The following is a 23,664-nucleotide window of genomic DNA, read 5'->3' on the forward strand; positions in this document are numbered from 1 at the left end:
TGGGTTCGCGATGTCCGGGTCTGAGCGGGACCGCCGAATACTTGCTAAGTTCGCGGAGGCGCGAGGCATCCGCCTGAAACAACTGGACCGCGAGGCAGGAGCGGCTATGAGCCAGCCCCCAGAGCACCCCGGCAACCCGAGCGATCCGTGGGGCGGCAACCCCCATCCCGGCGACTACCCGCCGCCACCCGGCTACGGACCACCTCCAGGACCGCCGCCCGGGTACGGACCACCCCAGGGACCGCCGCCGGGGTACGGACCACCCCAGGGACCGCCGCCGGGGTACGGCCCGCCTCAGGGACCGCCGCCGGGGTACGGCCCGCCTCAACCGGGATATGGGGCGCCCCCACCGCCGCCCCCCGGCTACGGCCCACCGCCTCCTGGCTATGCGGCGCCGCCACCCGGTTATCCGCCGCCTCCCGGGCAGCCCTTCGACATCGGTGATGCGTTCAGGTGGGCGTGGAACAAGTTCGTTCACAACGCGGTGCCGCTGATCGTTGCGATGTTGGTGTATTCCGTCATCGGGTTCGTCGTGCACGCGCTGGTGTTCGTGTCGATGGGCGGCACCAACGCCGACACCACCGACGTCGAGGGCGGTTACGGCGCGTCGTTCACGGCGGGTTTGGGCGCCGCCGAAACGCTGGTGCTGTCGATCGTGTTGTTCGTTTTCGGCATCTTCGTGCAGGCCGCGTTCCTGTCCGGTGCGCTCGACCTCGCCGACGGCCGGCCGGTGAGCATCGGTTCGTTCTTCAAGCCGCGCCACTTCGGCAACGTGGTCCTGGCCGGTGCACTGCTCAGCGTGATCAGCGTGGCTTTGGATTTGCTGTCGCTGCTGCCGACCTTCATCTTCGCCGCATTGTCGTTCGCGGCGATCGTCGTCTTTGCCTTCTTCGCGCTGTTCACGATCGCCTTCGCCACAGATCGCGGCGCGCCGCCGATCGATGCACTCAAGGCCAGCATCGCCACTGTTCGGTCCAATCTCGGCAGCACGCTGCTGTCGTTTGTGGTCCAGGTTCTGCTGCTGGTGGTCGGCGCCTTGGCCTGCGGCGTCGGCATCCTGGTGGGCGGCCCGCTGGCACTGCTGGTGCAGGTCTACACCTACCGTCGGCTGGCCGGGGGTCCGATCGCGCCCTTGACCCCGTAGGGCTCGTCACGGCTGGTCACGAAGTCGATCAGCTCTTCCACCCGGCCGATCAGGGCGGCGTCGAGATCGGTCCAGTCGCGGACCCGGCCGCGGATGCGGCGCCAGGCCGCGGCGAGGTCAGCCTGCTCGGCGTGCGGCCAGCCCAGCGCCTGACACACCCCGTGTTTCCAGTCGATTCCGCGCGGTATCACCGGCCACTGCGACAGACCCAATCGGGCCGGTTTGACGGCTTGCCAGATGTCGACGAACGGGTGTCCCACCACCAGCGTGTGCGCGCCGCCCGGGCCCCGGCGCACCGCTTCGGCCAGCCGCGCCTCCTTCGAGCCGGACACCAGATGGTCGACGAGCACACCAAGCCGTCGGCTCGGGCCCGGCCGGAACTGCTCGACAACGTCGACGAGGTCGTCGACACCGCCCAGATACTCGACCACCACACCCTCGATCCGCAGGTCGTCGCCCCACACCTGCTCGACGAGCTCGGCATCATGGCGACCCTCGACGTAAATCCGGCCGGACCGGGCGGCGCGGGCCCGGGGTGCGGTCACCGCCACTGAGCCCGACGCCGTGCGGGTAACGGTGCTGGGTGCCGGGCTTCGGGGTGCGGTCAGGATCACCGGTTTGCCGTCGACGAGGTAGCCCGGACCAATCGGGAACGGTTTAGCGCGGCCGTGCCGGTCCTCGAGCTCCATCCGGCCGTACTCGACACGCACCACGGCGCCGACGTAGCCGGTTTGCGCATCCTCGACGACCATGCCGAGTTCTATCGGGACTTCGACCGACCGGCCCTTCCGCGAGCCGTGCGGGTCGCGGGCCAGCACGTCGGAACCGTAACGATCATCCACCCGAGCGATCCTAGGAACACCGGCCGGCAAAACCCGGTTACGCCACTCGCCGAAATGCAGACGTCAGTCTCGTAGCGGGCGTCCCTGCGCGTCGGCGACGTTGCCGGCCATCCCCATGCCGCTGCCCGGGGCCGCCGCTTGGGTCCGGGTATCAGCCGGGCGCCGGTTGTGGAGACGTCATGGTTTCTCGCTCTCGGGCAAAGATCGTCGGGTCAGGCCGGACACGAGATGCAATCATGGCATCGGAAGCCCAGAATAGGTCGCGCTGCCTGTCGCGGAGTGGTCTGCGCGCCACGACATTGAATAGCCCCGCGCTGCGGCCTTCCCACTGTTGTGATGGGATCAGCGATTATGACCATCAAAGTGGCACTGGAGCACCGCACCAGCTACACCTTTGACCGGCCCGTCCGGGTGTATCCGCATATCGTGCGGCTGCGTCCGGCGCCCCATTCCCGCACGCCCATCGAGGCCTACTCGCTGCGGATCGAGCCGGCCGACCACTTCATCAACTGGCAGCAAGACGCGCTGGGCAATTTCCTTGCCCGGCTTGTGTTTCCGAATCCCACGAACCGGCTGACCATCACCGTCGGGCTCATCGCCGACCTCAAGGTGATCAACCCGTTCGACTTCTTCATCGAGGACTGGGCCGAAGTCTGGCCTGCCGGTGGCCTGGTTTATCCCAAAGCGCTCGCCGACGACCTGGAACCGTACCTGCGGCCGGTCGACGACGACGGCGAGGGCTCCGGGCCCGGTGAACTGGTGACCGAATGGGTGCGCGACTTCTCCGTCCGCGCCGGCACCCGCACCATCGACTTCCTGGTCGCGCTCAACCAGGCAATCAGCGCCGACGTCGGCTACAGCGTCCGGATGGAACCCGGCGTTCAGACCCCGGACGTCACGCTGCGCACCGGCATCGGCTCGTGCCGTGACTCCGCGTGGCTGCTGGTGTCGATCCTGCGCCAGTTCGGGTTGGCCGCCCGGTTCGTGTCCGGCTACCTGGTACAGCTGGCGTCCGATGTCGAGGCGATCGACGGGCCGTCGGGACCGACCGCCGACTTCACCGACCTGCATGCCTGGGCCGAGGTGTACATCCCCGGCGCGGGCTGGATCGGGCTGGACCCGACGTCGGGGCTGTTCGCCGGCGAGGGCCACATCCCGCTGGCGGCCACGCCGCACCCGGCGACCGCGGCCCCGATCAGCGGCGGCGTCGAGCCCTGCGAATGCGAGCTGGAATTCTCCAACACCGTCACCCGCGTGCACGAAGACCCGCGCGTCACGATGCCCTACACCGACGAGGCCTGGCAGACGATCTGCGCGGTCGGCAAACAGGTCGACGAGCGGCTTGCCGCCGGCGACGTTCGGCTCACCATTGGCGGCGAGCCCACCTTCGTCTCGGTCGATAACCAGGCCGACGAGGAATGGACCATCGCCGCCGACGGCCCGGATAAGCGCCGCCGGGCATCCGATCTGGCCGCCCGGCTGAAGGCGGCGTGGGCGCCGCAGGGGCTGATCCAGCGCGGCCAGGGCAGGTGGTATCCCGGTGAACCGTTGCCGCGCTGGCAGATCGGAGTGTACTGGCGCGCCGACGAGCAGCCGCTGTGGACAGCGGACACGCTGCTGGCCGATCCGTGGTGTACCGACTCGAACAGCCCGCCCGCCGATCACGAGACGGCGTACCAGCTCGTCGCCGCGGTCGCCGACGGCCTGGGATTGCCGCTTTCGCGCCTGCGACCGGCCTACGAGGATCCGCTGTCCCGGCTGGCGGCGAAAGTTCGTCAGCCGCAAGGTGATCCGGTGGAATGCGACGACGACCTCGGCCCCGACGTTGGGGACACCGCCGCCAGTCGCGCCGCGCTGCTGGCACGCCTCGACGAATCCACCACGGCGGCAGCGGCATTCGTGCTGCCACTGCATCGCCGCGCCGACGACCTCGGCTGGGCCAGCGCCGACTGGCAGCTGCGTCGCGGCCGCGTCGTGCTGCTGGACGGCGACTCGCCGGCGGGTCTGCGACTGCCGCTGGATTCGATCAGCTGGAAGCCGCCGAGGACGTCGTTCGTCGCTGATCCGACCGCCGTCGGCGAGTCGATCAGCCTGTCAGACGGCGAGACGCTGCTCGAGGACACCGACACTGCGCCGGTCACCGCGCTGGTCGCCGAGGTTCGCGACGGGCTGCTCTACATTTTCCTGCCCCCCACCGAGGCGCTGGAACACTTCGTCGACCTCATCGCCCGGGTCGAGGCGGCGGTGGCCAAGGTCGGCTGCCCGGTGGTGATCGAAGGCTACGAACCGCCGCCGGACCCACGGCTGAAGTCGACGACGATCACCCCCGACCCCGGCGTCATCGAGGTCAACATCGCGCCCACCGCCAGTTTCGACGAACAACGCCAGCAGCTGGAAACCCTTTACGGGCAGGCCCGGCTGGCGCGGTTGGCCACGGAGTCGTTCGACGTCGACGGCACCCACGGCGGCACCGGCGGCGGGAATCACATCACCCTGGGCGGCGCCACGCCCGCGGACTCGCCGCTGCTGCGCCGTCCCGACCTGCTGGTGTCGCTGCTGACCTATTGGCAACGCCACCCGTCGCTGTCTTACCTGTTCGCCGGGCGGTTCGTCGGCACCACGTCGCAGGCGCCACGAGTGGACGAGGGCCGCGCCGACGCCCTCTACGAACTCGAGATCGCGTTCGCCGAAATCGCCCGGCTCGCTTCATCTTCCAACGATGATGGCCGGCCACCGCCATGGCTTGGCGACCGGGCGTTGCGGCACCTGCTCACCGACATCACCGGCAACACTCATCGCGCGGAGTTCTGCATCGACAAGCTCTACAACCCGGACAGCCCCCGCGGTCGCCTGGGCCTTCTGGAGCTGCGCGGCTTCGAGATGCCGCCGCATCTGCGGATGGCGATGGTGCAGTCGCTGCTGGTGCGTTCACTGGTGGCCTGGTTCGCCGACCAGCCGCTGCGAGCTCCGCTGATCCGGCACGGCTCGAATCTGCACGGGCGATACCTGTTGCCGCACTTCATTATCCATGACATCGCCGACGTCGCCGCCGACCTGCGTGCACAGGGGATCCCGTTCGACACAAGCTGGCTGGACCCGTTCACCGAGTTCCGCTTCCCGCGCATCGGCACCGCCGTGTTCAACAGCGTCGAGATCGAGCTGCGCGGGGCGATCGAGCCGTGGAACACCCTCGGCGAGGAGGCAAGCGCCACCGGCACCGCCCGCTACGTCGACTCGTCGGTCGAGCGCATCCAGGTGCGCCTCATCGGCGCCGACCGTCACCGCTACCTGGTGACGTGCAACGGCTTCCCGATACCGCTACTGGCCACCGACAACCCCGACATCCATGTGGGCGGGGTGCGCTTTCGCGCCTGGCAACCACCCAGCGCGCTGCACCCGAGCATCACGGTCGACGGTCCGCTGCAGTTCGAGCTCGTCGACCTCGCCACCGCAACGTCGCGTGGCGGCTGCACCTACCACATCGCCCATCCCGGCGGGCGAGCCTACGACGAACCCCCGGTCAACGCGGTCGAGGCCGAGTCACGCCGCGCCCGCCGCTTCGAGCCCGCCGGATTCACCCCGGGCAAGCTCGACCTGTCCGACATCCGGGAAAAGCAGGCCCGAATTTTCACAGACATCGGCGCGCCGGGCATCCTCGACCTGCGGCGCGTGCGTACCGTGCTGCAGTAATGACCTTGCACTCCAGCGCGTCGTCGGCGGCTTTTCACCATCGCACCGACATCGACCAGCTGCTGGCCGGGTACCGCGCCGCACGTGCCCAGGAAGCGCTATTCGACCTACGCACCCCCGGCGCCGTGGGCCCGGTCAGCGGCTACGACGAATTCGTCGACGCAGCCGGTAATCTGCGCCCGGCTTGGACCGAGCTCGCCGACGCTGTCGGAGAGCGCGGGCGCGCCGGCCTGGATCGGCTGCGCTCCGCGGTGCGCCAACTGGTGGACAACGACGACATCACATACACCGGAACCGATTCCGGCATCTGCGCCGCTGCCAACGGCCACCAGCCCGAGTCCCGGCCCTGGCGGCTGGACCCGCTGCCGCTGCTGGTCTCCGCGGCCGATTGGGACGCCCTCGAGGCCGGGCTGGTGCAGCGCTCCCGGGTGCTCGATGCCGTTCTTGCCGATCTGTACGGGGCCCGTCGTTCGATCACCGAGGGCGTGCTGCCGCCGGAATTCCTTTTCGGCCACCCCGGTTACATTCGCGCCGCCACCGGAATCGAAGTACCGGGAAACCACCAACTCTTCATGCACGCCTGCGATGTCAGCCGCCTGCCCGACGGCAGCTTCCAGGTCAACGCCGACTGGACTCAGGCCCCTTCAGGAGCCGGCTACGCCCTGGCTGACCGCAGGGTCGTCGCGCACGCGATGCCTGACCTGTATGAAAGTGTCGCGCCGCGGCCGACGACGCCGTTCGCGCAGGCGCTGCGGTTGGCCCTGATCGACGCCGCACCCGACGGCGTCCAAGACCCGGTTGTCGTCGTGCTCAGCCCGGGCATCTACTCCGAGACCGCTTTCGATCAGGCGTATCTCGCGACGATGTTGGGCTTCCCGTTGGTGGAGAGTGCGGATCTGGTGGTGCGCGACGGCAAGCTGTGGATGCGGTCGTTGGGCACGCTCAAACGCGTCGACGTGGTATTCCGCCGGGTCGACGCGGCGTACGTGGACCCCCTGGATCTGCGCGCCGATTCAAGGCTGGGCGTCGTCGGTTTGGTGGAAGCACAACACCGCGGAACGGTGACGGTGGTCAACACGCTCGGCAGCGGCGTCCTGGAAAGCCCGGGGCTGCTTCGGTTCCTGCCGGAGCTGGCCGAGCAGTTGCTCGGTGAAGCGCCGCTGCTGGCGACTGTGCCGAGCTATTGGGGCGGCATCGAGCGCGAACGCTCTCACCTGTTGGCACGGCTGCCGTCACTGGTGATCAGGACCGCCGTCGGTGGACGAATGTTTATCGGACCCACACTTTCGGCGGCACAACGGGCCGAACTGGCCGCCCGCATCGCGGCCGTGCCTTGGCAGTGGGTGGGCCAGGAGCTCCCCCAATTCTCCTCGGCGCCAACTAATTACGCCGGTGAATTCTCCTCGTCCACCGTGGGTCTGCGGTTGTTCACGGTCGCACAGCGTGGCGGCTACGCGCCGATGATCGGCGGACTTGGCTACGTGCTGGCGGCGGGTCCGGCCGCATACACATTGAAAACTGTCGTGGCCAAAGATATCTGGGTTCGCCCTACCGAACGTGCCAGAGCCGAGACGCTAACCTCGCCCGCACCCGTGCCTCCGGTGAAGACGGGTGCGGGCGTCCTCGGGGTCAGCTCGCCGCGCGTGTTGTCCGACCTGTTCTGGATGGGGCGCTACGGCGAACGCGCCGAGAACATGGCCCGGCTGCTGATCGTCGCCCGCCAGCGTTACTACGAATACCGCCACCGCCAGCACACCGAGGAAAGCGAATGCGTGCCGGTGCTGATGGCTGCGCTGGACCGGATCACCGGGACCGCGATCGGCTTGGGCGATGCGGCCGAGGCGATCGCTACCGCGCCCTCGACGCTGTGGTCGCTGACCATGGACCGCGATCGGCCAGGGTCGCTGGTGCACTCGGTGGACCGGCTTGCCCTTGCCGCCCGAGCCGTGCGTGACCAGCTGTCCACCGACACGTGGGCGGTGCTGGCCGGTGTCGAGCGCGAGTTGGCGCACCAGTCCGAGCCGCCGGACTCGCTTGCCGAGGCCGATGCGGCGCTCGGCTCGGCCCAATCCCAGACGTTGTTCGGGATGCTGACGTTGGCGGGAGTGGCCGGCGAGTCGATGGTGCACGACGTCGGCTGGACGATGATGGACATCGGCAAACGGATCGAACGTGGTCTGGGCCTGACCGCGTTGCTGGGGCAGACCGTGACGACCGCCCGTGCCGCAGCCGGTGAGCGAACCATCATCGAGTCAGCCCTGGTCGCGTGCGAATCGTCGGTCATCTACCGGCGCCGTACGGTGGGCAAGATCAGCGTCGCCACGTTGGCCGAATTGATGCTCTTCGACGCGTCGAACCCGCGGTCGCTGGTGTATCAGCTGGAGCGGCTGCGCGCGGATCTCGGCGAGCTGCCCGGCTCGTCGGGATCCTCGCGTCCGGAGCGGATGGTCGCCGAGATCAGCGCTATGCTGCGCCGATCCGATCCTGTCGAACTGGAAGCGGTCTCCGCGGACGCAAGCCGCGACAAGTTGGCCGGCCTGTTGAGCACCGTACATACCGCGCTGCGCGAACTGGCCGACGTCATCACAGCGACACAGTTGGCGCTGCCCAGCGGTATGCAGCCGTTGTGGGGACACCCGGCGAGTATCAGGCCCTGACCGGGTCGGTCTTGCCCGACACCGAGGCCACCTGGTCGACAACGGTGTGGATGAAGTTCATTTTCTCCAGTACCGCCACCGGCAGCACGAACGGATACAGGTCGTCGTGGCCCATTGACCGGTTCACCATGTTCAGCGACCAGGACAATGGCAGCCACATGTCGATGATGGTCGCAAAAGCGCTGGGCCCCAATACCGGCCGGTCGAAGGTCGCCGTGGCCGGCGCGAATCCCGACCAGGCCGACGTGTCCAAAGTGTCTCGGATATGCAGGTAATGCGCGAACGTCTCGGCCCAGTCCTCGGCAGCGTGCATGGTCGCATACGACGACACGTAGCGGTGCTTCCAACCTTCGGGCGGGCCTTCGCTGTAATGGCGGTCCAGCGCCTGCTGATAGTCGGCGTCCGGGTCGCCGAATAACTCGGCGAACCGCGCCACGTAGTCGCTGGACGGGTCGATCAGCCGGTAGTAGTAGTAGTGGCCGATCTCGTGGCGGAAGTGCCCCAACAAGGTGCGATACGGCTCCTCCATCTCGACCCGCAACTGCTCGCGGTGCACGTCGTCGCCCTCAGCCAAATCAATCGTGATGACACCGTTTTCGTGTCCGGTCAGCACCTTCTCATGCGCACTGGACAGCAGCCGGAACGCTAATCCGCAGTCCGGATCCTGGTCACGCCCGACGATCGGCAGCTTCAGCTCGGATAGTTCGACGACCAGTCTGCGCTTGGCCGCCTCCGCTCGAGCGAACTCCGCGAGACCGGCAGCGTCGGCGTCGTTGGGCCGCTCAATGGTCAGCGCGCACGATGCGCAAAGCCTGCCGGGGCAGCTGATTGGAACCAGCCAATTGCACTCGGCAAGGTGGCGATTGGCGCACAGTTCGTAATCACCGGCGCTGACGAAGCCGGCGTTGTCGGCATCGTCACCGGTGCTGATCACGAGCAGGGCCATCTCCTCGAGTGAGAAACCCAGGAAGCTGCCGCAGGCCAGGCATGCCGAGTTCTCGAATGTCAGACGCTGGCCGCAGTTGGGACAGTGGAAGTCACGCATCTTTACTCGTCGCCTTTGCAGGGCACAACGTCGACGGCGACGTCGATCACGCTGCTGTCAGAGTTGGTGTAGATGATCCCGCGCAGTGGCGGGACGTCGGCGTAGTCACGGCCGCGGCCGACGACGATGTAACGCTCGTCGACCATCTGGTCATTGGTGGGGTCCAGGCCCAACCACTCGAACTGCCCGGATTGTTGCGGTGTCCACACCGCGGCCCAGGCATGGGTTGCGTCGGCGCCGATCATGCGGTCCCTTCCCGGCGGTGGATCGGTGGCCAGATATCCGGACACGTAGCTGGCGGCCAACCCGTTGGCTCGCAGGCAGGCGATTGCCAGCCGAGCGAAGTCTTGGCATACCCCTTCGCGCGCCATCAGAACCTCATCCACTCCGGTCGAAATCGTCGTCGACCCGGTTCGGTAGGTGAAGTCGGTGTGGATCCGCGACGCGAGATCCCGCAGTACCTCGATCAGCGGCCGTCCGGGCGTGAAGCTGGGCGCGGCGTATTGGCGTACGCCGTCGGTGATCTCGGGCGGATCCAGGTCCAACGCGAACTCGGTGGCCAAAGCGCCCTGCGCGCCCACCGGCCGGGCCTGCTCCCACGGCGCCTGCGCCGGTCCGCTGCCCCAACGCTCGGGCGGCGACGGATACACCTCGACGATCGACTCGCTGGTGATGGTCAGCCTCTGATGCGACTCGGTGACGTGGAAATACGAGCTGGTGTTGCCGTAGGCGTCGCGGCTGGTGGAGCTGTCGGCGGGCGGCGGGGAGATCCGCAGCTCGTGGAACAGACAACGCTGCCGGGCCAGCTCACGCGGGGTCAAGAATCCCCGTCCGTAGGAACTGGTCACGACGTCGGAATAGCGGTATTCGGTGCGGTGGGTGATCCGGTAGCGGGTCCCCGGACCCGGCGGATGCCGATGGGGTCGGGGCGACTCGTCGGGAAGCACGTCGGCCACAGCTGCAACACTAGCCAGCGCCGCGGCGCAGCGACGGCCGAACAACGCCTGGCCACGATCTACCGCATGGGTCGTTTCCGAAAGAGCACAATGAGTCATGGCCACGTGGGAGGACGTCGCCAGCGTCTTCGGCGAGTTCCCGTTCGCCGACGAGCGGTCACCGCGGGAGTGGCGGATCGGCAAGAAGCTGATCGCCTGGGAGCGGCCGCTGCGAGAGTCCGATCGGGAAGCATTGACCGCGTTAGGGGTTGACCCGCCGGGGGGCGACATCCTCGCCGTGCGGGTGGCCGACGAGGGCGTGAAGTTCTCGTTGATCGCCGACGAGCCGGACGTCTACTTCACCACCCCGCATTTTGACGGCTATGCGGCGGTGCTGGTCAAGCTCGCCGAGATCGACTTGTTGGGGCTGCGCGAGGTGGTTGTCGAGGCCTGGCTGACCCACGCCCCGAAACGGCTGGTGCAAGAGTTTCTCGGCGAGGTCACCTGACGCTGTGCCGCAGCATCGCTTGTCACAGCAGCATCGTCAGTAACTTTAATAACAATCGCAACTTTAGACACTCTAGATAACTCCATCACGACTAGATAACTTATATAACTCTAAAATTAATTTGTAACTTCTGTTAACTTCTGCAACTTGAAACCCCCTCACATCAAATATCTCATTAAATTACTAAAGCCCCAGACGTTGACATTTTTCACGCGGGTTTGTTAGACGTGTTAAATGGGTTATTTAGGGGGACCACCGAGTCTGCGATCGGTTTGCAAATCGCTGGTGCTAGCCGCGGTAGTCGTACTGGGCGTATCGCTCGTCATCGACCCGACGACCGGGGTGGCGTACGCCGCAGGCATGGATTGGGACGCCGTCGCGCAGTGCGAATCGGGGGGCAACTGGAGAGCGGACACCGGCAACGGGTTTTACGGTGGCCTGCAGTTCAAGCAGTCCACCTGGGACGAGAATGGCGGCACCGGCAATCCGGCCAACGCTTCGCGCAATCAGCAGATCGCGGTGGCCAACCGGGTGCTGGCCACTCAGGGCCCCGAGGCCTGGCCCAAGTGCGGCGGCAACGGAGACCTCTTCCCCGTTGAAGTGGTCAACATCCTGCGGTCGGGGCATCCGTTACGCAGCACGCTTCACAAACTGTGGTCGCTATCGGTTGCGCAGTAGAGCGGCGCGGGTATCGCCGAGACCGACGTTAGCGTCGAAAAACGCGACAAATGCTGCGCTAGCGTCGATCTCGGTGCGAGTCGGGCACGACGTCGATGCCCGACTCCTTGCGCTGTTGGGCGGTGATCGGCGCCGGCGCGTCGGTCAGCGGGTCGACGCCACCGCCGGACTTCGGGAATGCGATGACTTCGCGGATGGAGTCGCTGCCCGCTAACAGCGCGGCGATCCGGTCCCAACCGAAGGCGATCCCACCGTGCGGCGGCGCGCCGAAAGTGAAAGCGTCCAGCAAGAAGCCGAATTTCTCCTGCGCCTCCGCTGCGCCGATACCCATCATCGCGAACACCCGTTCTTGAATGTCGCGGCGGTGGATACGAATTGAGCCGCCACCGATCTCGTTGCCGTTGCAGACGATGTCGTAGGCGTCTGCCAGCGCGCTGCCCGGGTCGGTGTCGAAGGTGGCCTCCGATTCCGGCTTGGGCGACGTGAATGCGTGATGCACCGCGGTCCACGCGCCCGCGCCTACCGCGACCTCACCCGCGGCGGCGGCTTCGTCGGCCGGCTCGAACAGCGGGAAGTCCACCACCCAGGTGAACGCCCAGGCGTCCGGGTCGATGAAGTTGAGCCGGTGGGCGATCTCCACGCGGGCGGCGCCCAGCAGCGCGCGCGACGCCTTGGCCGGCCCCGCCGAGAAGAAGATGCAGTCACCGGGCTGGGCGCCCACGTGCGCCGCCAAGCCCGCGCGCTCGGCATCGGACAGATTCTTGGCAACCGGCCCGCCCAGCGTGCCGTCGTCGCCGACAAGCACGTACGCCAGACCCTTGTGCCCGCGCTGCTTGGCCCACTCCTGCCAGCCATCCAGGGCACGCCGCGGCTGCGACGCCCCGCCGGCCATCACCACCGCACCCACATACGGCGCCTGGAATACCCGAAATGTGGTGTCGTTGAAGAACTCTGTGCATTCGACCAGCTCGAGCCCGAATCGCAGGTCGGGCCTGTCGGTGCCGAACCGTCGCATCGCCTCCGCATAGCTGATCCGCGGCAATGGCAGCGGTACGTCGTAACCGGTCAACGCCCATACCGCCTTGATGATCTGCTCGGAGATCGCGATCACGTCGTCGGCGTCGACGAAGCTCATCTCCATGTCGAGTTGGGTGAATTCCGGCTGGCGGTCGGCCCGGAAGTCCTCGTCGCGGTAGCACCGGGCGATCTGGTAGTAGCGCTCCATGCCGGCCACCATCAGCAGTTGCTTGAACAGCTGCGGGCTTTGCGGCAACGCATAGAACGAGCCGGGCTGCAGTCGCGCGGGCACCAAGAAGTCGCGGGCGCCTTCCGGCGTCGAGCGCGTCATCGTCGGGGTCTCGATCTCGACGAAGTCATTGGCGGCCAACACCTCCCGGGCGGCCGCATTCACCTTGGAACGCAACCGAATTGCCCCGCCAGGGCCGTCGCGGCGCAGGTCGAGGTAGCGATAGCGCAGCCGAATTTCCTCGCCGGCGGGCTCGTCGAGCTGAAACGGCAGCGGCGCGCACTCCCCCAGCACCGTCAGCGACGTTGCGTTGACTTCGACTTCGCCGGTCGCGACTTCGGGGTTGGCGTTGCCCTCCGGGCGGATCTCGACCACACCTTCGACGGCGATGCAGAACTCGGCGCGTAGCCGGTGGGCATGAGCCAACACGTCCCCGGAGCGAAACACCGCCTGCGACACGCCCGACGCGTCGCGCAGGTCGATGAAGATCACTCCGCCGTGGTCGCGCCGGCGCGCGACCCATCCGGCCAGCGTGACCTTTTGGCCCGCGTCGGCGGCGCGCAATGATCCGGAGGCATGACTGCGTAGCACGACAGCACAGTCTAGGTTCATAGCGGCGACCCGCTGCGCCCGGCTACGCCGCGCTTGCGATCGCCGCGCGTTCATAGCGGCGACCCGCTGCGCCCGGCTACGCCGCGCTTGCGATCGCCGCGCGTTCATAGCGGCGACCCGCTGCGAGCCGGTAGTTTCAAGCACCGTCATGGATATTGCAGTTGTCGGTCCCGGTGCTGTCGGTACGACGGTCGCGGCATACCTATCCGCCGCCGGTCACCAAGTTCTGGTGTGCGGGCGGACGCCGCGCTCACAGCTCGAACTGCGTCCCGACGGGGCCGATCGGATCGTCGTGCCGGGCCCGGTACACACCGATCCCGGCGAGGTGACCGGCCCGGTCGGGGTGGTCTTTCTGGCCGTCAAAGCCACCCAGAACGACGACGGTGCTCGCTGGCTGGCCCGGCTGTGCGATGAGCACACCGTCGTCGTCGTGCTGCAAAACGGTGTCGAGCAAGTCGAGCAGGTGCAGCCGCACTGCCCGACGTCGACGGTGGTACCGGGCATCGTCTGGTACGGCGCCGAGACGCAGCCACAAGGTTGGGTGCGGCTGCGCACCGACGTTCGGCTGGTGCTGCCCGACGGACCCGCCGCGGCCAAGATCGCGGACTTGTTGAACGGCGCCGGCTGCACGGTGGAGTGCGACCCGGACTTCACCACCGCGGCCTGGCGCAAGCTGCTGGTGAACGCGCTGGCCGGGCTGATGGTGCTGACCGGGCGACGGTCCGGGATGTTCCGCCGCGACGACGTGGCCGCGGTGGCGCGCCGATACGGCGCCGAGTGCGCGGCGGTCGCTCGCGCCGAGGGCGCCAAGCTCGGTGACGACGTCGCCGATGAGCTGGTCGATATGTTCCGCCAGGCGCCCACCGACATGGGCACCTCGATGCTGGCTGACCGCGAGGCCGGCCGGCCGCAGGAGTGGGACATCCGCAACGGGGTGATCATCCGCAGGGCACGCGGGCACGGAATCGCGACGCCGATCGGCGACGTGCTGGTTCCCCTGTTCGCCGCGGCCAGCGACGGCCCGGGTTAGCCGACCGGCGATGCGGCTCAGGCGGCGGCCTCAGAACAAAGCGACCGTATCGGCGGTGAGACCCGAGGCTGCGTCGAACGTGGTGGGCATGGCGATGTCGCCGAACGGGGTCACGAAGGTATCGGTGATCACGCTCGTTCCGCCCGTCGAGAGGATGTCGGAGTACACGGTTTCGAAGCCGCTACCGTAGTTGGCGATGTCGATCACCGAGCCGGCCGCAGGCGCGTCGCCGGTTGCACTGGTGACGAGAAGTGTCTCGGTGGTCGCGTCATAGACGGTTGTGCTGGTGGTGGTCACGTCGGCGTCGAAGGTCCCGGTGCCGGCGCTGTCGGCAACGTCGAACTCCTGGGTGCCCTGAATGGCGACATCCGCCGGCGGAAGCCCGTTGATTCCGGTAAACGTCTCCGGGCCAGTGGGAGTGATGCTGCCGCCGTCGAACGATATTGGGCTGCTGTCCGATTCGGCGGCGACTGCGTCGAAACTGCTGGGAAGGCTGAGGTTCCCGAAGGGGCTGGTGTTGATGGTCGAGATCACGTCCGCGCCGCCGCTCGGCGAGACGAGGTCGGTGTAGATCACCGGGTAGGCGCCATCGCCGCTGTCGATCCTGTCGATGACCGAGCCGACCGCCGGGATGTCCCCGGCCGCGGTTCCTACCGTGCCTGATCCGTCAGCAGTGACCAGGATTGCCTCGGTGTTCGTACCAACCGCATCCGTCGTGGTGGTCACGTCGCCGGTGAAGGACCCGACGACCGTGCCAGCGCTGTTATCCACGTCGAACACCTGAATGCCCTGAATGGCCGCGTCGATAGGCACGGCCCCGTTTACCGCGGTGAACTGTTCCGGAGAATCGGCGGCAGGAACGATTTCGTCGCCGCCGGCCAGCGGAATGGGAGGAACCGAGCTGTCCGATTCGGGCGCGACTGCGTCATAAGTGCTGCCAACCGGGAAGTCTCCGTAGCCCACCGTCGTCAAGGTATCCGAGACCGTGACCGCGCCGCCGGGAGACGTCGGGGTCAGGGCGGAGTACACGTACCCGTATTCGTCGCCAGCGTAGGTGTAAGTGTCGATCACCGACCCGACCGGCGGAACGTCCCCGGCGGCAGTGCCTGGGGCGCCGGAGAGGTCAGAGGTGACGAGCAATTCGGTGTTGCTGTCACCGGCGATATCCACCGAATTGGACTCGTCGGCGTAGAAAGCCCCGACCACCTGCTGGCTAGTGGTGTCGTAAACCTCGAACTCCTGATATCCCTGGATGCTTCCGCTCACAGCCGGAGGAGCCGTGTTCTCCAATCCGTACATCCCCGTGTACGTTTCGGTAGACGACGGATCAGCAATGATCTCGTAGCTATCGGCGAAGGCGACCGCCGCGGGGAGAAACGCGACGCCCAGCAGCCCACCGGCCGCCGCGCCCAAGGTGCGGCGGGTGATACGGCGACAATGCATGAGCATCAGCCAGCCTTGTCGGAGAGCCCGAACGCGTCGTAGACGAAGTCCAGGTCGGCCCGGATGCGTTCGGCGCTCAGGCCGAACTGGTCGGGCGAGTGTTCGTGACGGCTGGTGTAGCTGCGCTGCCGCTCGGCCTGCGCCCGCACCTCTTCTCGGAATGCCTCGCTGGGTTCGATCTCGATGAAGTCGAGGATCCGTTTCGTCGTCGGCTCGAGATTCTGCAGCAGATCCTCGTAGCGGACCACGCACAGGTTCCGTTCAGGGATGAGCCCGGCCGTTCGGGCGTCGTGGAAGTCGCGAAGCATCGCGCACGAGGCTTGGTAGAGGTTCTCGATCCAGCGCCGCTGGTCCTCCTCGTTCGTGCGGTTCCAGACGTCGTAGCCGTTCTCCAGCACGCTGGCGAGCAGCGACATCCCGGACGGGATGACCTCGACCGGATCGCGGACGACGTACACCAGCCGGGCATCGGGGTAGCGCCGCAGCAGCTCCTCGAGCCGGAAGATCAGCATGCTGGATTTGACCAGGACGCGGTTGGCGCGCTTGAGGGTCAGGTTGCGCCGCCAGCAAGCCTCGTAGTAACGGAAGAAGCGCTCGTTCTCGCGCGCCGTCACGCCGGCGATACCGAACTCGCGCCGCGACAGTTCACTGCCCCAAATATCTTGCCAAGCAAGGAAATACGCCCACGCGAACGGGCCGTCGAGGGTGCGGAAGAACCACGCCACGTCGTCGGTCTCGATACCGCGGAGGCTGGTGTCGTGCACGTCGGAAGGGTGGTAACGCGCCGGCGACAGGCGGTCGAGCCGCGGGACGATCCGGCCGAGCAGCTTGCGTGCGGCAATGGCCGGGAAGAGCATCTCCCACAGCTCGAAAGCGGCCATGTCCCCGGCGCCCAGCAGCAGCCGGTGCAGGAACGTGGTGCCGCTGCGCGGGTTGCCGACGATGAAGATCGGCCGGTCGATCGTCTGCTTGCGGTGGCGGGGATAGACCAGATGGTCGAGGCCCAGCGTCGCCGCGGAGATCACCTGACGCACCTGCAGCAGCGCGAACGCGCCGAGCGGGCGCAACCAGAACCCGAACGTTTTGCCGATCACCCGGTAGAGGTGCAGGTAGCGCCCCATCAGCCTTCCCACACCGCGGCGGCGGCCACGATGGTGAACCCGGCCGCGGCGCTGGCGACGACGATTTTGTCGCCGACCGCCACGGTGCCGTTCCGCAGGCGATAGTCCAACGCGAGCGCCCACGAGGTGCTCGCCGTGTTCCCGAACAACGAGTGGGTGTGCACGCACGCCTGGGGCCGCGCACCGAGCTCGGCGAAGACTCGCTCCAGGACCGCCTCGCTCGGCTGGTGGAAGGCGTAGTGGTCGACCTCTTCGGGCGTCCAACCGGCGTCGGCCACCAGTCGGCGGATCTCCGGTGGCACGTGAACTGCCAGCGCGAACAGTTCCTTGGAATGCGACGTGAAGTGCCCGTCGACCGGCGCGCGGCACAGGGCGTAGTGCTCGGAGAGCGTCTTGTGCAAGACACCGACCAGCCGCGCGCTGCCGGCCCGCAACGGCTCCCGCGAAATCAGCAGCGCCGCGGCAGCGTTTCCGAGCGTCAGGCCGGCCACGCCGACTGCCATCTCCTCCAGCGACTGCATGTCGTAAGTGATCCGGTCGCGGGTCAGCTCACCGGCACAGATGAGCGCCGTGTGGATGTCGTCGTGCAGGGCGAAATAAGCGGCGGCGACGTGCAGTGCCTCGATGAGCCCGGCGCAGGCGCAAGTCACGTCCATGGCGTGCAGCGGTCGCGCACCCAGCCGCCCGGCCACTTCGGCCGCGGTCGCCGGCTCGAACGCGTCACGCGCGATCCCGCCATAGATCAGAAGGTCGATATCGGTTGCCGCCGAGCCGTTTTCGCGCAGACAGGCGCTGGCCGCGCGGGCGGCGAACTCGCCGGGCGATAGCGCGGAATCCTCGTCGAGGTAGCGCATCTTGGTGTTACATCGGTCGAACACGTACCGGATGCCCTGCTCGATCGGCTCCCATTCGGCCGCCGCGCCGCGGAATGATTCGCGGACGCGTGACAGCGCGGCTTCGTTGTCGATCGCCTCGTCGGGAAGAACGGTCGCGGGTCGCGAGAGGTAAAGGCGCGGAAGCTTCGAACAGGCGCTGGAGTCTCGAGACACGTGCAGCCCCCCGTTCTTTCAGCCGTGTCGATCGACTTTGTCGATTAGTTCCACAAACTACATCAGCCGCCGCGGCTCAGCTACCTGGGTCCGGAGACTCGGACTAGTGCTGCTCTGTCCTCCACCGAGCGGCGTGCGGCGACTTCGGCGACCGCGGTCATGCCCGAATCGTGGTGCGTGTGCGAAGCTGATCTCGCCCCGGTGTGAGCTCTTGGGAGCCGCGACAGATGCGCGACGGAGAATGCGATGACCTTCAACGAGGGTATGCAGATCGACACCAGCACGACGTCGGCATCCGGCGGCGGAGGCGGGCGGATGATCGCGATCGGCGGCGGACTGGGCGGATTGTTGTTTCTCGTCGTGGCGCTGCTGCTCGGCGTCGATCCCGGCAAAGTGGCAACCCAGCTGCCGATGAACACCAGCCAGGGCGTGGCCCCCGGCTTCGACCTGAGCAAGTGCCGGACCGGAGCCGACGCCAACGAATATGTGCAGTGCCGCGTGGTGGCCACTGGCAACTCCGTGGACGCGGTCTGGAAGCAGCTGATGCGCGGGTACACCCGCCCTCGGGTGCGGCTGTTCAGCAATCAGGTCGACACCGGCTGCGGACCGGCTAGCACCGAAGTCGGGCCGTTCTACTGCCCGGTGGACAAGACCGCCTACTTCGACACCGGCTTCTTCCAGGTGTTGGTCGACCAATTTGGTTCCAGCGGTGGCCCATTGGCGCAGGAGTATGTGGTTGCCCACGAGTTCGGCCATCACGTGCAGGACCTGCAAGGAATACTCGGGCGTGCCCAGCAGGGCGCGCAGGGCGCCGGCGGCAACGGCGTGCGCACCGAATTGCAGGCCGACTGCTACGCCGGGGTGTGGGCGCACTACGCGTCGACCGTCAAACAGGAGAGCACCGGTGTCGCGTATCTGGAACCGCTGAGCGACAAGGACATTCGAGATGCGCTGTCGGCGGCGGCGTCGGTGGGCGACGACCGGATTCAGCGGGCCGCGACCGGCCGCACTCACCCCGAGTCGTGGACGCACGGCTCTTCGGAGCAGCGGCAGCACTGGTTCACCGTCGGCTATCGAACCGGTGACCCCAACCAGTGCGACACCTTCCGCGAGCCGAACCTCGGGTAGCCATCAGAACAGCATCGGCTGCGGCGCCTCGATCACCCGATGCGCCGGGGCCGCCTCGAATCGTCGTTGATCGCCGCCCAATGCGTACTTGGCGATCAGCGGTGCCGCCCTCGCCCATAGTTCGGCTCGGTACGACGACGGCAGATATGCTCCGCGCCGGTACAACTCGCGATACCGCCCGACCAGCCCGGGGTGCGTTCGCGCCAGCCAGGACATGAACCAGCCGCGCGTCGACCCGCGCAGATGCAGCCCGAACACCGTGACACCCGTGGCCCCGGCCGATGCGATTTGGCGCAACAAGGCGTCGAGCTGCTCGACGGAATCGGTGAGGCACGGCAGCACCGGCGCCACCATCACATGGCAGTCCAGGCCGGCGTCGCGAATCGCCGCGATCAAGCCCAGCCGGGCCTGCGGCGACGCGGTACCCGGCTCGACCTGCTTGTGCAGTTCGGCGTCACCGACTGCGAGTGACACGGCGAGGCTGACCGGCACCTGCCCGGCGGCGTCGGCGATTAGCGGCAGGTCACGCCGCAGCAGCGTGCCCTTGGTGAGGATCGACAGCGGCGTGCCCGACTCCGCGAGCGCGCCGATGATGCCCGGCATCAACGCATACCGCCCCTCCGCGCGTTGATAGGGATCGGTATTGGTGCCCAGCGCAACGGTTTCGCGCCGCCACGATCTACGGTGCACCTCCCGTCGCAGCACGTCGGCAACGTTGGTCTTGACGATGATCTGGCTGTCGAAGTCGTTGCCGCAGTTCAACTCCAGGTATTCGTGAGTCGGGCGGGCGAAACAGTAGCGACACGCATGCGAACAGCCGCGGTACCCGTTGACGGTGTAGTTAAACGGCAGCATGGCGCCGCCGCCGGCAATCTTGTTCAGCGCAGACTTACACAAAACCTCGTGAAAAGTGATCCCTTCGAACTGCGGTGTCCGCACGCTGCGGACCAAACCGATGCGCTCCAGCCCGGGAAGCGCGCCGTCGTCGACCGCCACGCTCTGGCCATCCCACCGCATACCCTATTCGAACGCTTGTTCGGGTGGCTGTCAAGGGCCGCCGTCCGCGCCAATTGCCTGCGGTGAGCCGGTTGTCATTTAAGCTGAACCACCGTGACGTCTGAATCTGACGGTCCGACCGACAACAAAAGCCTCAAGTGGGCCATGGGCGCGGTCGGCGTGGTGGCTGTCCTGGCGACGGTCGTTGCCGTGGTCCTGCTTTTCGGCGGCGGCGGTTCCGGGCTACCGCAAGGGGGTAACCCCGACGCGGGTTCGAACGCGGATGCGAGCGGAGTGGCCAGCAGCAAAGACATCGGGCCGGTCTCGGTCATCACCGAGGACGCCAGCTGCGCGGCGTGGACAGCGATCAACAACGAGCTCGCGAACAGCGGCACGGGCCTCTGGAACGAGCGAGACCGATCGGTGCCTGCCTCGGCGTGGACGCCGAGGCAACGTGCGCAATACATTGCGGCCGCGCAGTCGATGCGCGGCGCCGCGGCGCAAACGATCGGCTTGGTCAAGCTGACGCCGCATCGGGTGATGCGCGAGCTCTATCAGCAGTTCATCGCCTACGCCCGCGCGTATGCCGAACGCATCCCCAAGTACACACCCGCGGACAACACCCTGGCGGGCACCGCGAACAGCGCCTCGTCTGCTTTGGGGGCGATCTGCGCGGCGATCAGCGACGGCTCCGCGGCTGCGCGGGGTCCCTTGGTGCCGCCGTCGGCGCCGCCGTCGGACATTGCCCCGGTGGGCAATCCGGCTAACCCGCAGCCCTTCCTGACTAGTGCTAATCCCGTGTGCGGCGACTGGAAGTCGGCGCTAGATCGATTCGGCGAAAAAATCGCCGACTGGCAGAAGCTGGACCCGAACGTCCCCGCGATCTATTGGAATCGCGAACAAAAGGCCGTCAACTATGCGGTTGCCCCGGTGATGAACGCCTATGCCCGCAACCTCGAACAGCTTGGCCGGCAAAGCGATAACGCGGTCTGGCAGGATTTTGCCAACCTCTCCGCGCAGTATCGCCGGGCGTTCGTGGTGTCGCTGCCCACGTATACGCCAACCGATAATCACCTGGCCAACGCCGCTAACTTCGTGTCGACCACGATCCTCGGCGCGTGCATAGCGGTCGGCATGTAGCGCTGCGATTTAGGCCATTAGGCCCGAACCGCTGTGGCCTGCACACCGTTTGGTGTGCAGGCCACAGCGGTTCGTTGAGATTAGGCCCAGCTGCCGCCGACGGCGCTGTCGGTGGAGTTCATGTTGTTGCCGGCGGTTTGCACCTTTTGGCCGTGAGCGTTGGCTTGTTCGTAGATGACCTGGAAGTTGCGGCCCAGCTGGGTGATGAACTCCTGGCAGGCCACCGAACCCGAACCGCCCCAGAAGTCACCGGCGGCCAGCACATCGCGCACGATGGACTGGTGCTCGGCCTCCAACGACGCGGCCTGGGCCCGGATCAGCGCGCCGTGGGCGTCCACGTCCCCGAACTGGTAACTGATCGACATTGTGTTCTCCTAAAAGGCTGGTGCGAGTGGGCTAGCTGGACAGGATCTGCTGGGAGGCCTGCTCTTGGGACTCGTAGTTGTTGGCGTCGCGGATCAGCCCGTCGCGCACCCCGTGCAGCATGTTGACGATGTTGCGGAACGCCTGGTTCATCTGGCCCATGGTGTCATGCGACGTCATCTGGGCGCTGCCGCTCCAGCCGGCGCCGGCGATGTTTTGGCTCGACGCCCACATCTTGCGGGCCTCGTCCTCCACCGTCTGGGCGTGCACGTCGAAACGGCCCGCCATCGCCCGCATCTCATGCGGGTCGGTCATAAAACGCGTAGGCATAACTTTCTCCCTATCTCGATATCATTTCGGCATTAATGCGTTGTGCGGCAACGGCATCCCCCCACCTCTCACCCGCCGGCCGGTGTGCGGGTTTCGACTTTGACGGAGGCTGTCTTGACAGCCTGGGTCCCTACCCCGCGCCCGCTGAGCGAACCCATCAGCGCCTGGGTGAACGGGCTGTTGGGCAGGCCCGCCGACGGGTTCATCGGGCTGACACTGGTCTGGGGCAGCACCGGGGCCGCACGAACGGCCATCTGCGGCGCGTTGTGCGCCCATCCATTCGGTATCGACAACCCGCCCAAGCGGCTCGCCGAAGCCAGCTGCGCACTGATCGACGACGAGAACCCCCGCATCTCGCCCGCGATGCCGCCCATCAAAGCTTTCATCTTGCCGTCGATGACCTGGGTGACTTGAGCCAGCATCGCCTGTTGGCCCGCCTGCAGCGCTTGGCTGGCGCTCAGCGAGTTGGACATGCTGATCAGCATCTTCGCCGGCATGCTGCCCCCCATGGCCACGTAGTAGGAGAGCTGAGCCGGCAGGATCGTCCCCTCGGCCGAAGAGATGGCCGCTTCCGACGCCGGCGGCACCAGCGTGCTCAATAGCGTCGAGTCCCAGCTCGACGGCACGCCGACACCGCCCAGCACGTTGGTCCAGTCGGTCGTCAGGTTCCCCGAATTCGAGGTCAGATAGTCGATCAGCAGATTCTCCAGGCCAGTGGCCAAATTGCCGGTCGTGCTCGCCGACTGGGCGGCGGCGGCCGCGTTGGCCGAGGTGCCCCCGTCGCTGGTCGGCGGCGCCGGGCTCTGCTCGGGCAGCGCGGTGGCCTGCTGGGACGTCAGCGCATAGGTGTCCATCGTCAGCCCGTCCTGGAACCACATCTCCATGTAGTGCGCCTCGGTGGCCGCGATCGCCGGTGTGTTTTGGCCCAGGAAGTTGGTGGCGACCAGCGCTGCCAACAGCGCTCGGTTGGCCGCGATCACCGACGGCGGCACCGTCGCTGCAAACGCGCCTTCGTAAGCGGCGGCAGCCAAACTGGCCTGGGCGCTGGTCTGAGCGGCTTGGATCGAGCTGCCCTGCAACCAGGCGATGTACGGCGCGGTCGCGGAGGCCATCCGCGCCGAAGTCGGACCCAGCCATGGCCCGCTGGTCACTTGCTGGATCACCGACTGATACGAGTTGGCAGTGGTCTCCAAGTCGGTGGCCAACTCGTTCCAGGCCGACGCCGCCGCCATCAAGGGCCCAGAGCCCGCCCCGGAATACATCAGGGCCGAGTTGACCTCAGGCGGGAACATCATGAAACTCATTGCCCCCAGCCCCCCTTAGCCTGCAGATGCCGCATTCGCCGCCTCTGTCAATGCATAGGCCCCCGCGCCGGAGCGCAACGCGGCCACCAACTGCTCATGTACCTCCGCCGCCTGGGCGGCGATCTGCTGATAGGTCAACCCCTGCCGACCGAACTGGGTCGCCGTCATCGCCGACACGAGGTCGGATGCCGCCGGGGCCAACCCCGTCGTCGGTGCCGCCGCAGCAGCATTGCGCGCCACCATCGCGTCACCGAGACCGGACAAAGTGCTCGCAGCACCGGACAACACTTCCGGCTGCGTAGTTACGAACGACACCTGAGCCCTCCTTGAGATGACGTCAAACCCCCGGTCAGCTGCCCCCAAGAGTAATGCAATTAACTCTTGGGGGCAGCGCTCGTCCGGG

Annotated in this window: 20 protein-coding genes; 8 read left to right on the top strand and 12 right to left on the bottom strand. The window is 66.9% G+C overall.

Translation table 11 applies throughout. The features are described 5' to 3' along the window. The first annotated feature begins 106 nt into the window (after positions 1-106). Entirely contained in the window at positions 107-1,144 is a 1,038-nt protein-coding gene (locus tag M5I08_RS17440) for a hypothetical protein (RefSeq protein ID WP_219067834.1), read from the top strand. On the opposite strand, the gene M5I08_RS17445 is transcribed toward M5I08_RS17440, so the two are convergent. After that, positions 1,099-1,986 (bottom strand): DUF3097 domain-containing protein, encoded by an 888-nt coding sequence (locus M5I08_RS17445; RefSeq protein WP_219067833.1) that lies wholly within the window; start codon positions 1,984-1,986, stop codon positions 1,099-1,101. The two genes, M5I08_RS17440 and M5I08_RS17445, sit on opposite strands and share 46 nt — an antisense overlap. Before the next feature lie 351 nt (positions 1,987-2,337). Between M5I08_RS17445 and M5I08_RS17450 the strand changes: the two genes are divergently transcribed. Both M5I08_RS17450 and M5I08_RS17455 read left to right on the top strand, forming a co-directional pair. After that, positions 2,338-5,676 carry a transglutaminase family protein gene (locus M5I08_RS17450; protein WP_219067832.1) on the top strand — a complete coding sequence of 1,113 codons (3,339 nt, stop codon included), beginning with the start codon at positions 2,338-2,340 and terminating at the stop codon, positions 5,674-5,676. Beyond that, on the top strand, positions 5,676-8,333 hold the full coding sequence (locus tag M5I08_RS17455) for a circularly permuted type 2 ATP-grasp protein (protein WP_219067831.1): 2,658 nt from the start codon (positions 5,676-5,678) through the stop codon (positions 8,331-8,333). The genes M5I08_RS17450 and M5I08_RS17455 overlap by 1 nt, the downstream gene beginning before the upstream one ends. On the opposite strand, the gene M5I08_RS17460 is transcribed toward M5I08_RS17455, so the two are convergent. Together M5I08_RS17460 and M5I08_RS17465 are read right to left on the bottom strand one after the other, a co-directional pair. After that, positions 8,323-9,378: a zinc-binding metallopeptidase family protein gene (locus M5I08_RS17460; RefSeq protein WP_219067830.1), complete on the bottom strand. Its 1,056-nt coding sequence runs from the start codon at positions 9,376-9,378 to the stop codon at positions 8,323-8,325. The genes M5I08_RS17455 and M5I08_RS17460 overlap by 11 nt on opposite strands. A gap of 2 nt (positions 9,379-9,380) precedes the next feature. Continuing rightward, complete coding sequence (locus M5I08_RS17465) at positions 9,381-10,334, bottom strand: transglutaminase family protein (protein ID WP_370328502.1); 954 nt, start codon at positions 10,332-10,334, stop codon at positions 9,381-9,383. A 97-nt stretch (positions 10,335-10,431) separates the two neighbouring features. On the opposite strand from M5I08_RS17465, the gene M5I08_RS17470 reads away from it, so the two are divergent. Together M5I08_RS17470 and M5I08_RS17475 are read left to right on the top strand one after the other, a co-directional pair. Further along, on the top strand, positions 10,432-10,821 hold the full coding sequence (locus M5I08_RS17470; protein ID WP_219067828.1) for an MmcQ/YjbR family DNA-binding protein: 390 nt from the start codon (positions 10,432-10,434) through the stop codon (positions 10,819-10,821). Positions 10,822-11,055: 234 nt separating this feature from the next. Continuing rightward, on the top strand, positions 11,056-11,499 hold the full coding sequence (locus M5I08_RS17475) for a transglycosylase family protein (protein WP_219067827.1): 444 nt from the start codon (positions 11,056-11,058) through the stop codon (positions 11,497-11,499). A 58-nt stretch (positions 11,500-11,557) separates the two neighbouring features. Here the strand turns inward: M5I08_RS17475 and aspS are convergent, their stop codons facing one another. Continuing rightward, positions 11,558-13,336 carry an aspartate--tRNA ligase gene (gene aspS / locus M5I08_RS17480; RefSeq protein WP_249762874.1) on the bottom strand — a complete coding sequence of 593 codons (1,779 nt, stop codon included), beginning with the start codon at positions 13,334-13,336 and terminating at the stop codon, positions 11,558-11,560. 169 nt (positions 13,337-13,505) lie between these two features. On the opposite strand from aspS, the gene M5I08_RS17490 reads away from it, so the two are divergent. Then, positions 13,506-14,387 (top strand): oxidoreductase, encoded by an 882-nt coding sequence (locus tag M5I08_RS17490; RefSeq protein WP_219067825.1) that lies wholly within the window; start codon positions 13,506-13,508, stop codon positions 14,385-14,387. 30 nt (positions 14,388-14,417) lie between these two features. Here the strand turns inward: M5I08_RS17490 and M5I08_RS17495 are convergent, their stop codons facing one another. From M5I08_RS17495 to M5I08_RS17505, 3 genes are read right to left on the bottom strand one after another with little or no spacing between them, the layout of a single operon-like run. Then, positions 14,418-15,836: a hypothetical protein gene (locus tag M5I08_RS17495; RefSeq protein WP_249762875.1), complete on the bottom strand. Its 1,419-nt coding sequence runs from the start codon at positions 15,834-15,836 to the stop codon at positions 14,418-14,420. After that, the gene (locus M5I08_RS17500; RefSeq protein ID WP_219067823.1) at positions 15,836-16,897 is read right to left on the bottom strand and encodes a sulfotransferase family protein; all 1,062 of its coding nucleotides are present in this window, start codon (positions 16,895-16,897) and stop codon (positions 15,836-15,838) included. The genes M5I08_RS17495 and M5I08_RS17500 overlap by 1 nt, the downstream gene beginning before the upstream one ends. A 53-nt stretch (positions 16,898-16,950) precedes the next feature. Beyond that, the gene (locus M5I08_RS17505; protein WP_219067822.1) at positions 16,951-18,000 is read right to left on the bottom strand and encodes a 3-oxoacyl-ACP synthase III family protein; all 1,050 of its coding nucleotides are present in this window, start codon (positions 17,998-18,000) and stop codon (positions 16,951-16,953) included. Between the two features lie 246 nt (positions 18,001-18,246). Between M5I08_RS17505 and ypfJ the strand changes: the two genes are divergently transcribed. Beyond that, positions 18,247-19,128 carry a KPN_02809 family neutral zinc metallopeptidase gene (gene ypfJ, locus M5I08_RS17510; RefSeq protein ID WP_219067821.1) on the top strand — a complete coding sequence of 294 codons (882 nt, stop codon included), beginning with the start codon at positions 18,247-18,249 and terminating at the stop codon, positions 19,126-19,128. A 3-nt stretch (positions 19,129-19,131) separates the two neighbouring features. Here the strand turns inward: ypfJ and M5I08_RS17515 are convergent, their stop codons facing one another. Continuing rightward, a complete protein-coding gene (locus tag M5I08_RS17515) occupies positions 19,132-20,145 on the bottom strand; it encodes an Rv2578c family radical SAM protein (protein WP_219067820.1) in 1,014 nt (337 codons plus the stop codon). Between the two features lie 93 nt (positions 20,146-20,238). Between M5I08_RS17515 and M5I08_RS17520 the strand changes: the two genes are divergently transcribed. After that, complete coding sequence (locus M5I08_RS17520) at positions 20,239-21,264, top strand: ESX-1 system-associated protein (RefSeq protein WP_219067819.1); 1,026 nt, start codon at positions 20,239-20,241, stop codon at positions 21,262-21,264. An 80-nt stretch (positions 21,265-21,344) separates the two neighbouring features. Here the strand turns inward: M5I08_RS17520 and M5I08_RS17525 are convergent, their stop codons facing one another. From M5I08_RS17525 to M5I08_RS17540, 4 genes are all read right to left on the bottom strand, one after another. After that, a complete protein-coding gene (locus M5I08_RS17525; protein ID WP_219067818.1) occupies positions 21,345-21,629 on the bottom strand; it encodes a WXG100 family type VII secretion target in 285 nt (94 codons plus the stop codon). A 31-nt stretch (positions 21,630-21,660) separates the two neighbouring features. Then, a complete protein-coding gene (locus tag M5I08_RS17530) occupies positions 21,661-21,957 on the bottom strand; it encodes a WXG100 family type VII secretion target (protein ID WP_219067817.1) in 297 nt (98 codons plus the stop codon). 68 nt (positions 21,958-22,025) lie between these two features. After that, complete coding sequence (locus M5I08_RS17535) at positions 22,026-23,261, bottom strand: PPE family protein (RefSeq protein ID WP_219067816.1); 1,236 nt, start codon at positions 23,259-23,261, stop codon at positions 22,026-22,028. Positions 23,262-23,276: 15 nt separating this feature from the next. Then, positions 23,277-23,576: a PE family protein gene (locus M5I08_RS17540; RefSeq protein ID WP_219067815.1), complete on the bottom strand. Its 300-nt coding sequence runs from the start codon at positions 23,574-23,576 to the stop codon at positions 23,277-23,279. Positions 23,577-23,664 lie beyond the last annotated feature (88 nt).

The sequence above is a fragment of the Candidatus Mycobacterium methanotrophicum genome (assembly GCF_023515995.1).
Classification (GTDB): domain Bacteria; phylum Actinomycetota; class Actinomycetes; order Mycobacteriales; family Mycobacteriaceae; genus Mycobacterium; species Mycobacterium methanotrophicum.

What these genes read in the sequence shown, in the direction of transcription:
- M5I08_RS17495 (WP_249762875.1), bottom strand. Translation starts at nt 15,836, where the DNA reads ATGCTCATGCATTGTCGCCGTATCACCCGCCGCACCTTGGGCGCGGCG.
- M5I08_RS17460 (WP_219067830.1), bottom strand. Translation starts at nt 9,378, where the DNA reads ATGCGTGACTTCCACTGTCCCAACTGCGGCCAGCGTCTGACATTCGAG.
- M5I08_RS17475 (WP_219067827.1), top strand. Translation starts at nt 11,056, where the DNA reads ATGGGTTATTTAGGGGGACCACCGAGTCTGCGATCGGTTTGCAAATCG.
- M5I08_RS17450 (WP_219067832.1), top strand. Translation starts at nt 2,338, where the DNA reads ATGACCATCAAAGTGGCACTGGAGCACCGCACCAGCTACACCTTTGAC.
- M5I08_RS17530 (WP_219067817.1), bottom strand. Translation starts at nt 21,957, where the DNA reads ATGCCTACGCGTTTTATGACCGACCCGCATGAGATGCGGGCGATGGCG.
- M5I08_RS17535 (WP_219067816.1), bottom strand. Translation starts at nt 23,261, where the DNA reads ATGAGTTTCATGATGTTCCCGCCTGAGGTCAACTCGGCCCTGATGTAT.
- M5I08_RS17515 (WP_219067820.1), bottom strand. Translation starts at nt 20,145, where the DNA reads ATGCGGTGGGATGGCCAGAGCGTGGCGGTCGACGACGGCGCGCTTCCC.
- M5I08_RS17440 (WP_219067834.1), top strand. Translation starts at nt 107, where the DNA reads ATGAGCCAGCCCCCAGAGCACCCCGGCAACCCGAGCGATCCGTGGGGC.
- M5I08_RS17470 (WP_219067828.1), top strand. Translation starts at nt 10,432, where the DNA reads ATGGCCACGTGGGAGGACGTCGCCAGCGTCTTCGGCGAGTTCCCGTTC.
- M5I08_RS17490 (WP_219067825.1), top strand. Translation starts at nt 13,506, where the DNA reads ATGGATATTGCAGTTGTCGGTCCCGGTGCTGTCGGTACGACGGTCGCG.
- M5I08_RS17455 (WP_219067831.1), top strand. Translation starts at nt 5,676, where the DNA reads ATGACCTTGCACTCCAGCGCGTCGTCGGCGGCTTTTCACCATCGCACC.
- M5I08_RS17525 (WP_219067818.1), bottom strand. Translation starts at nt 21,629, where the DNA reads ATGTCGATCAGTTACCAGTTCGGGGACGTGGACGCCCACGGCGCGCTG.
- ypfJ (WP_219067821.1), top strand. Translation starts at nt 18,247, where the DNA reads ATGACCTTCAACGAGGGTATGCAGATCGACACCAGCACGACGTCGGCA.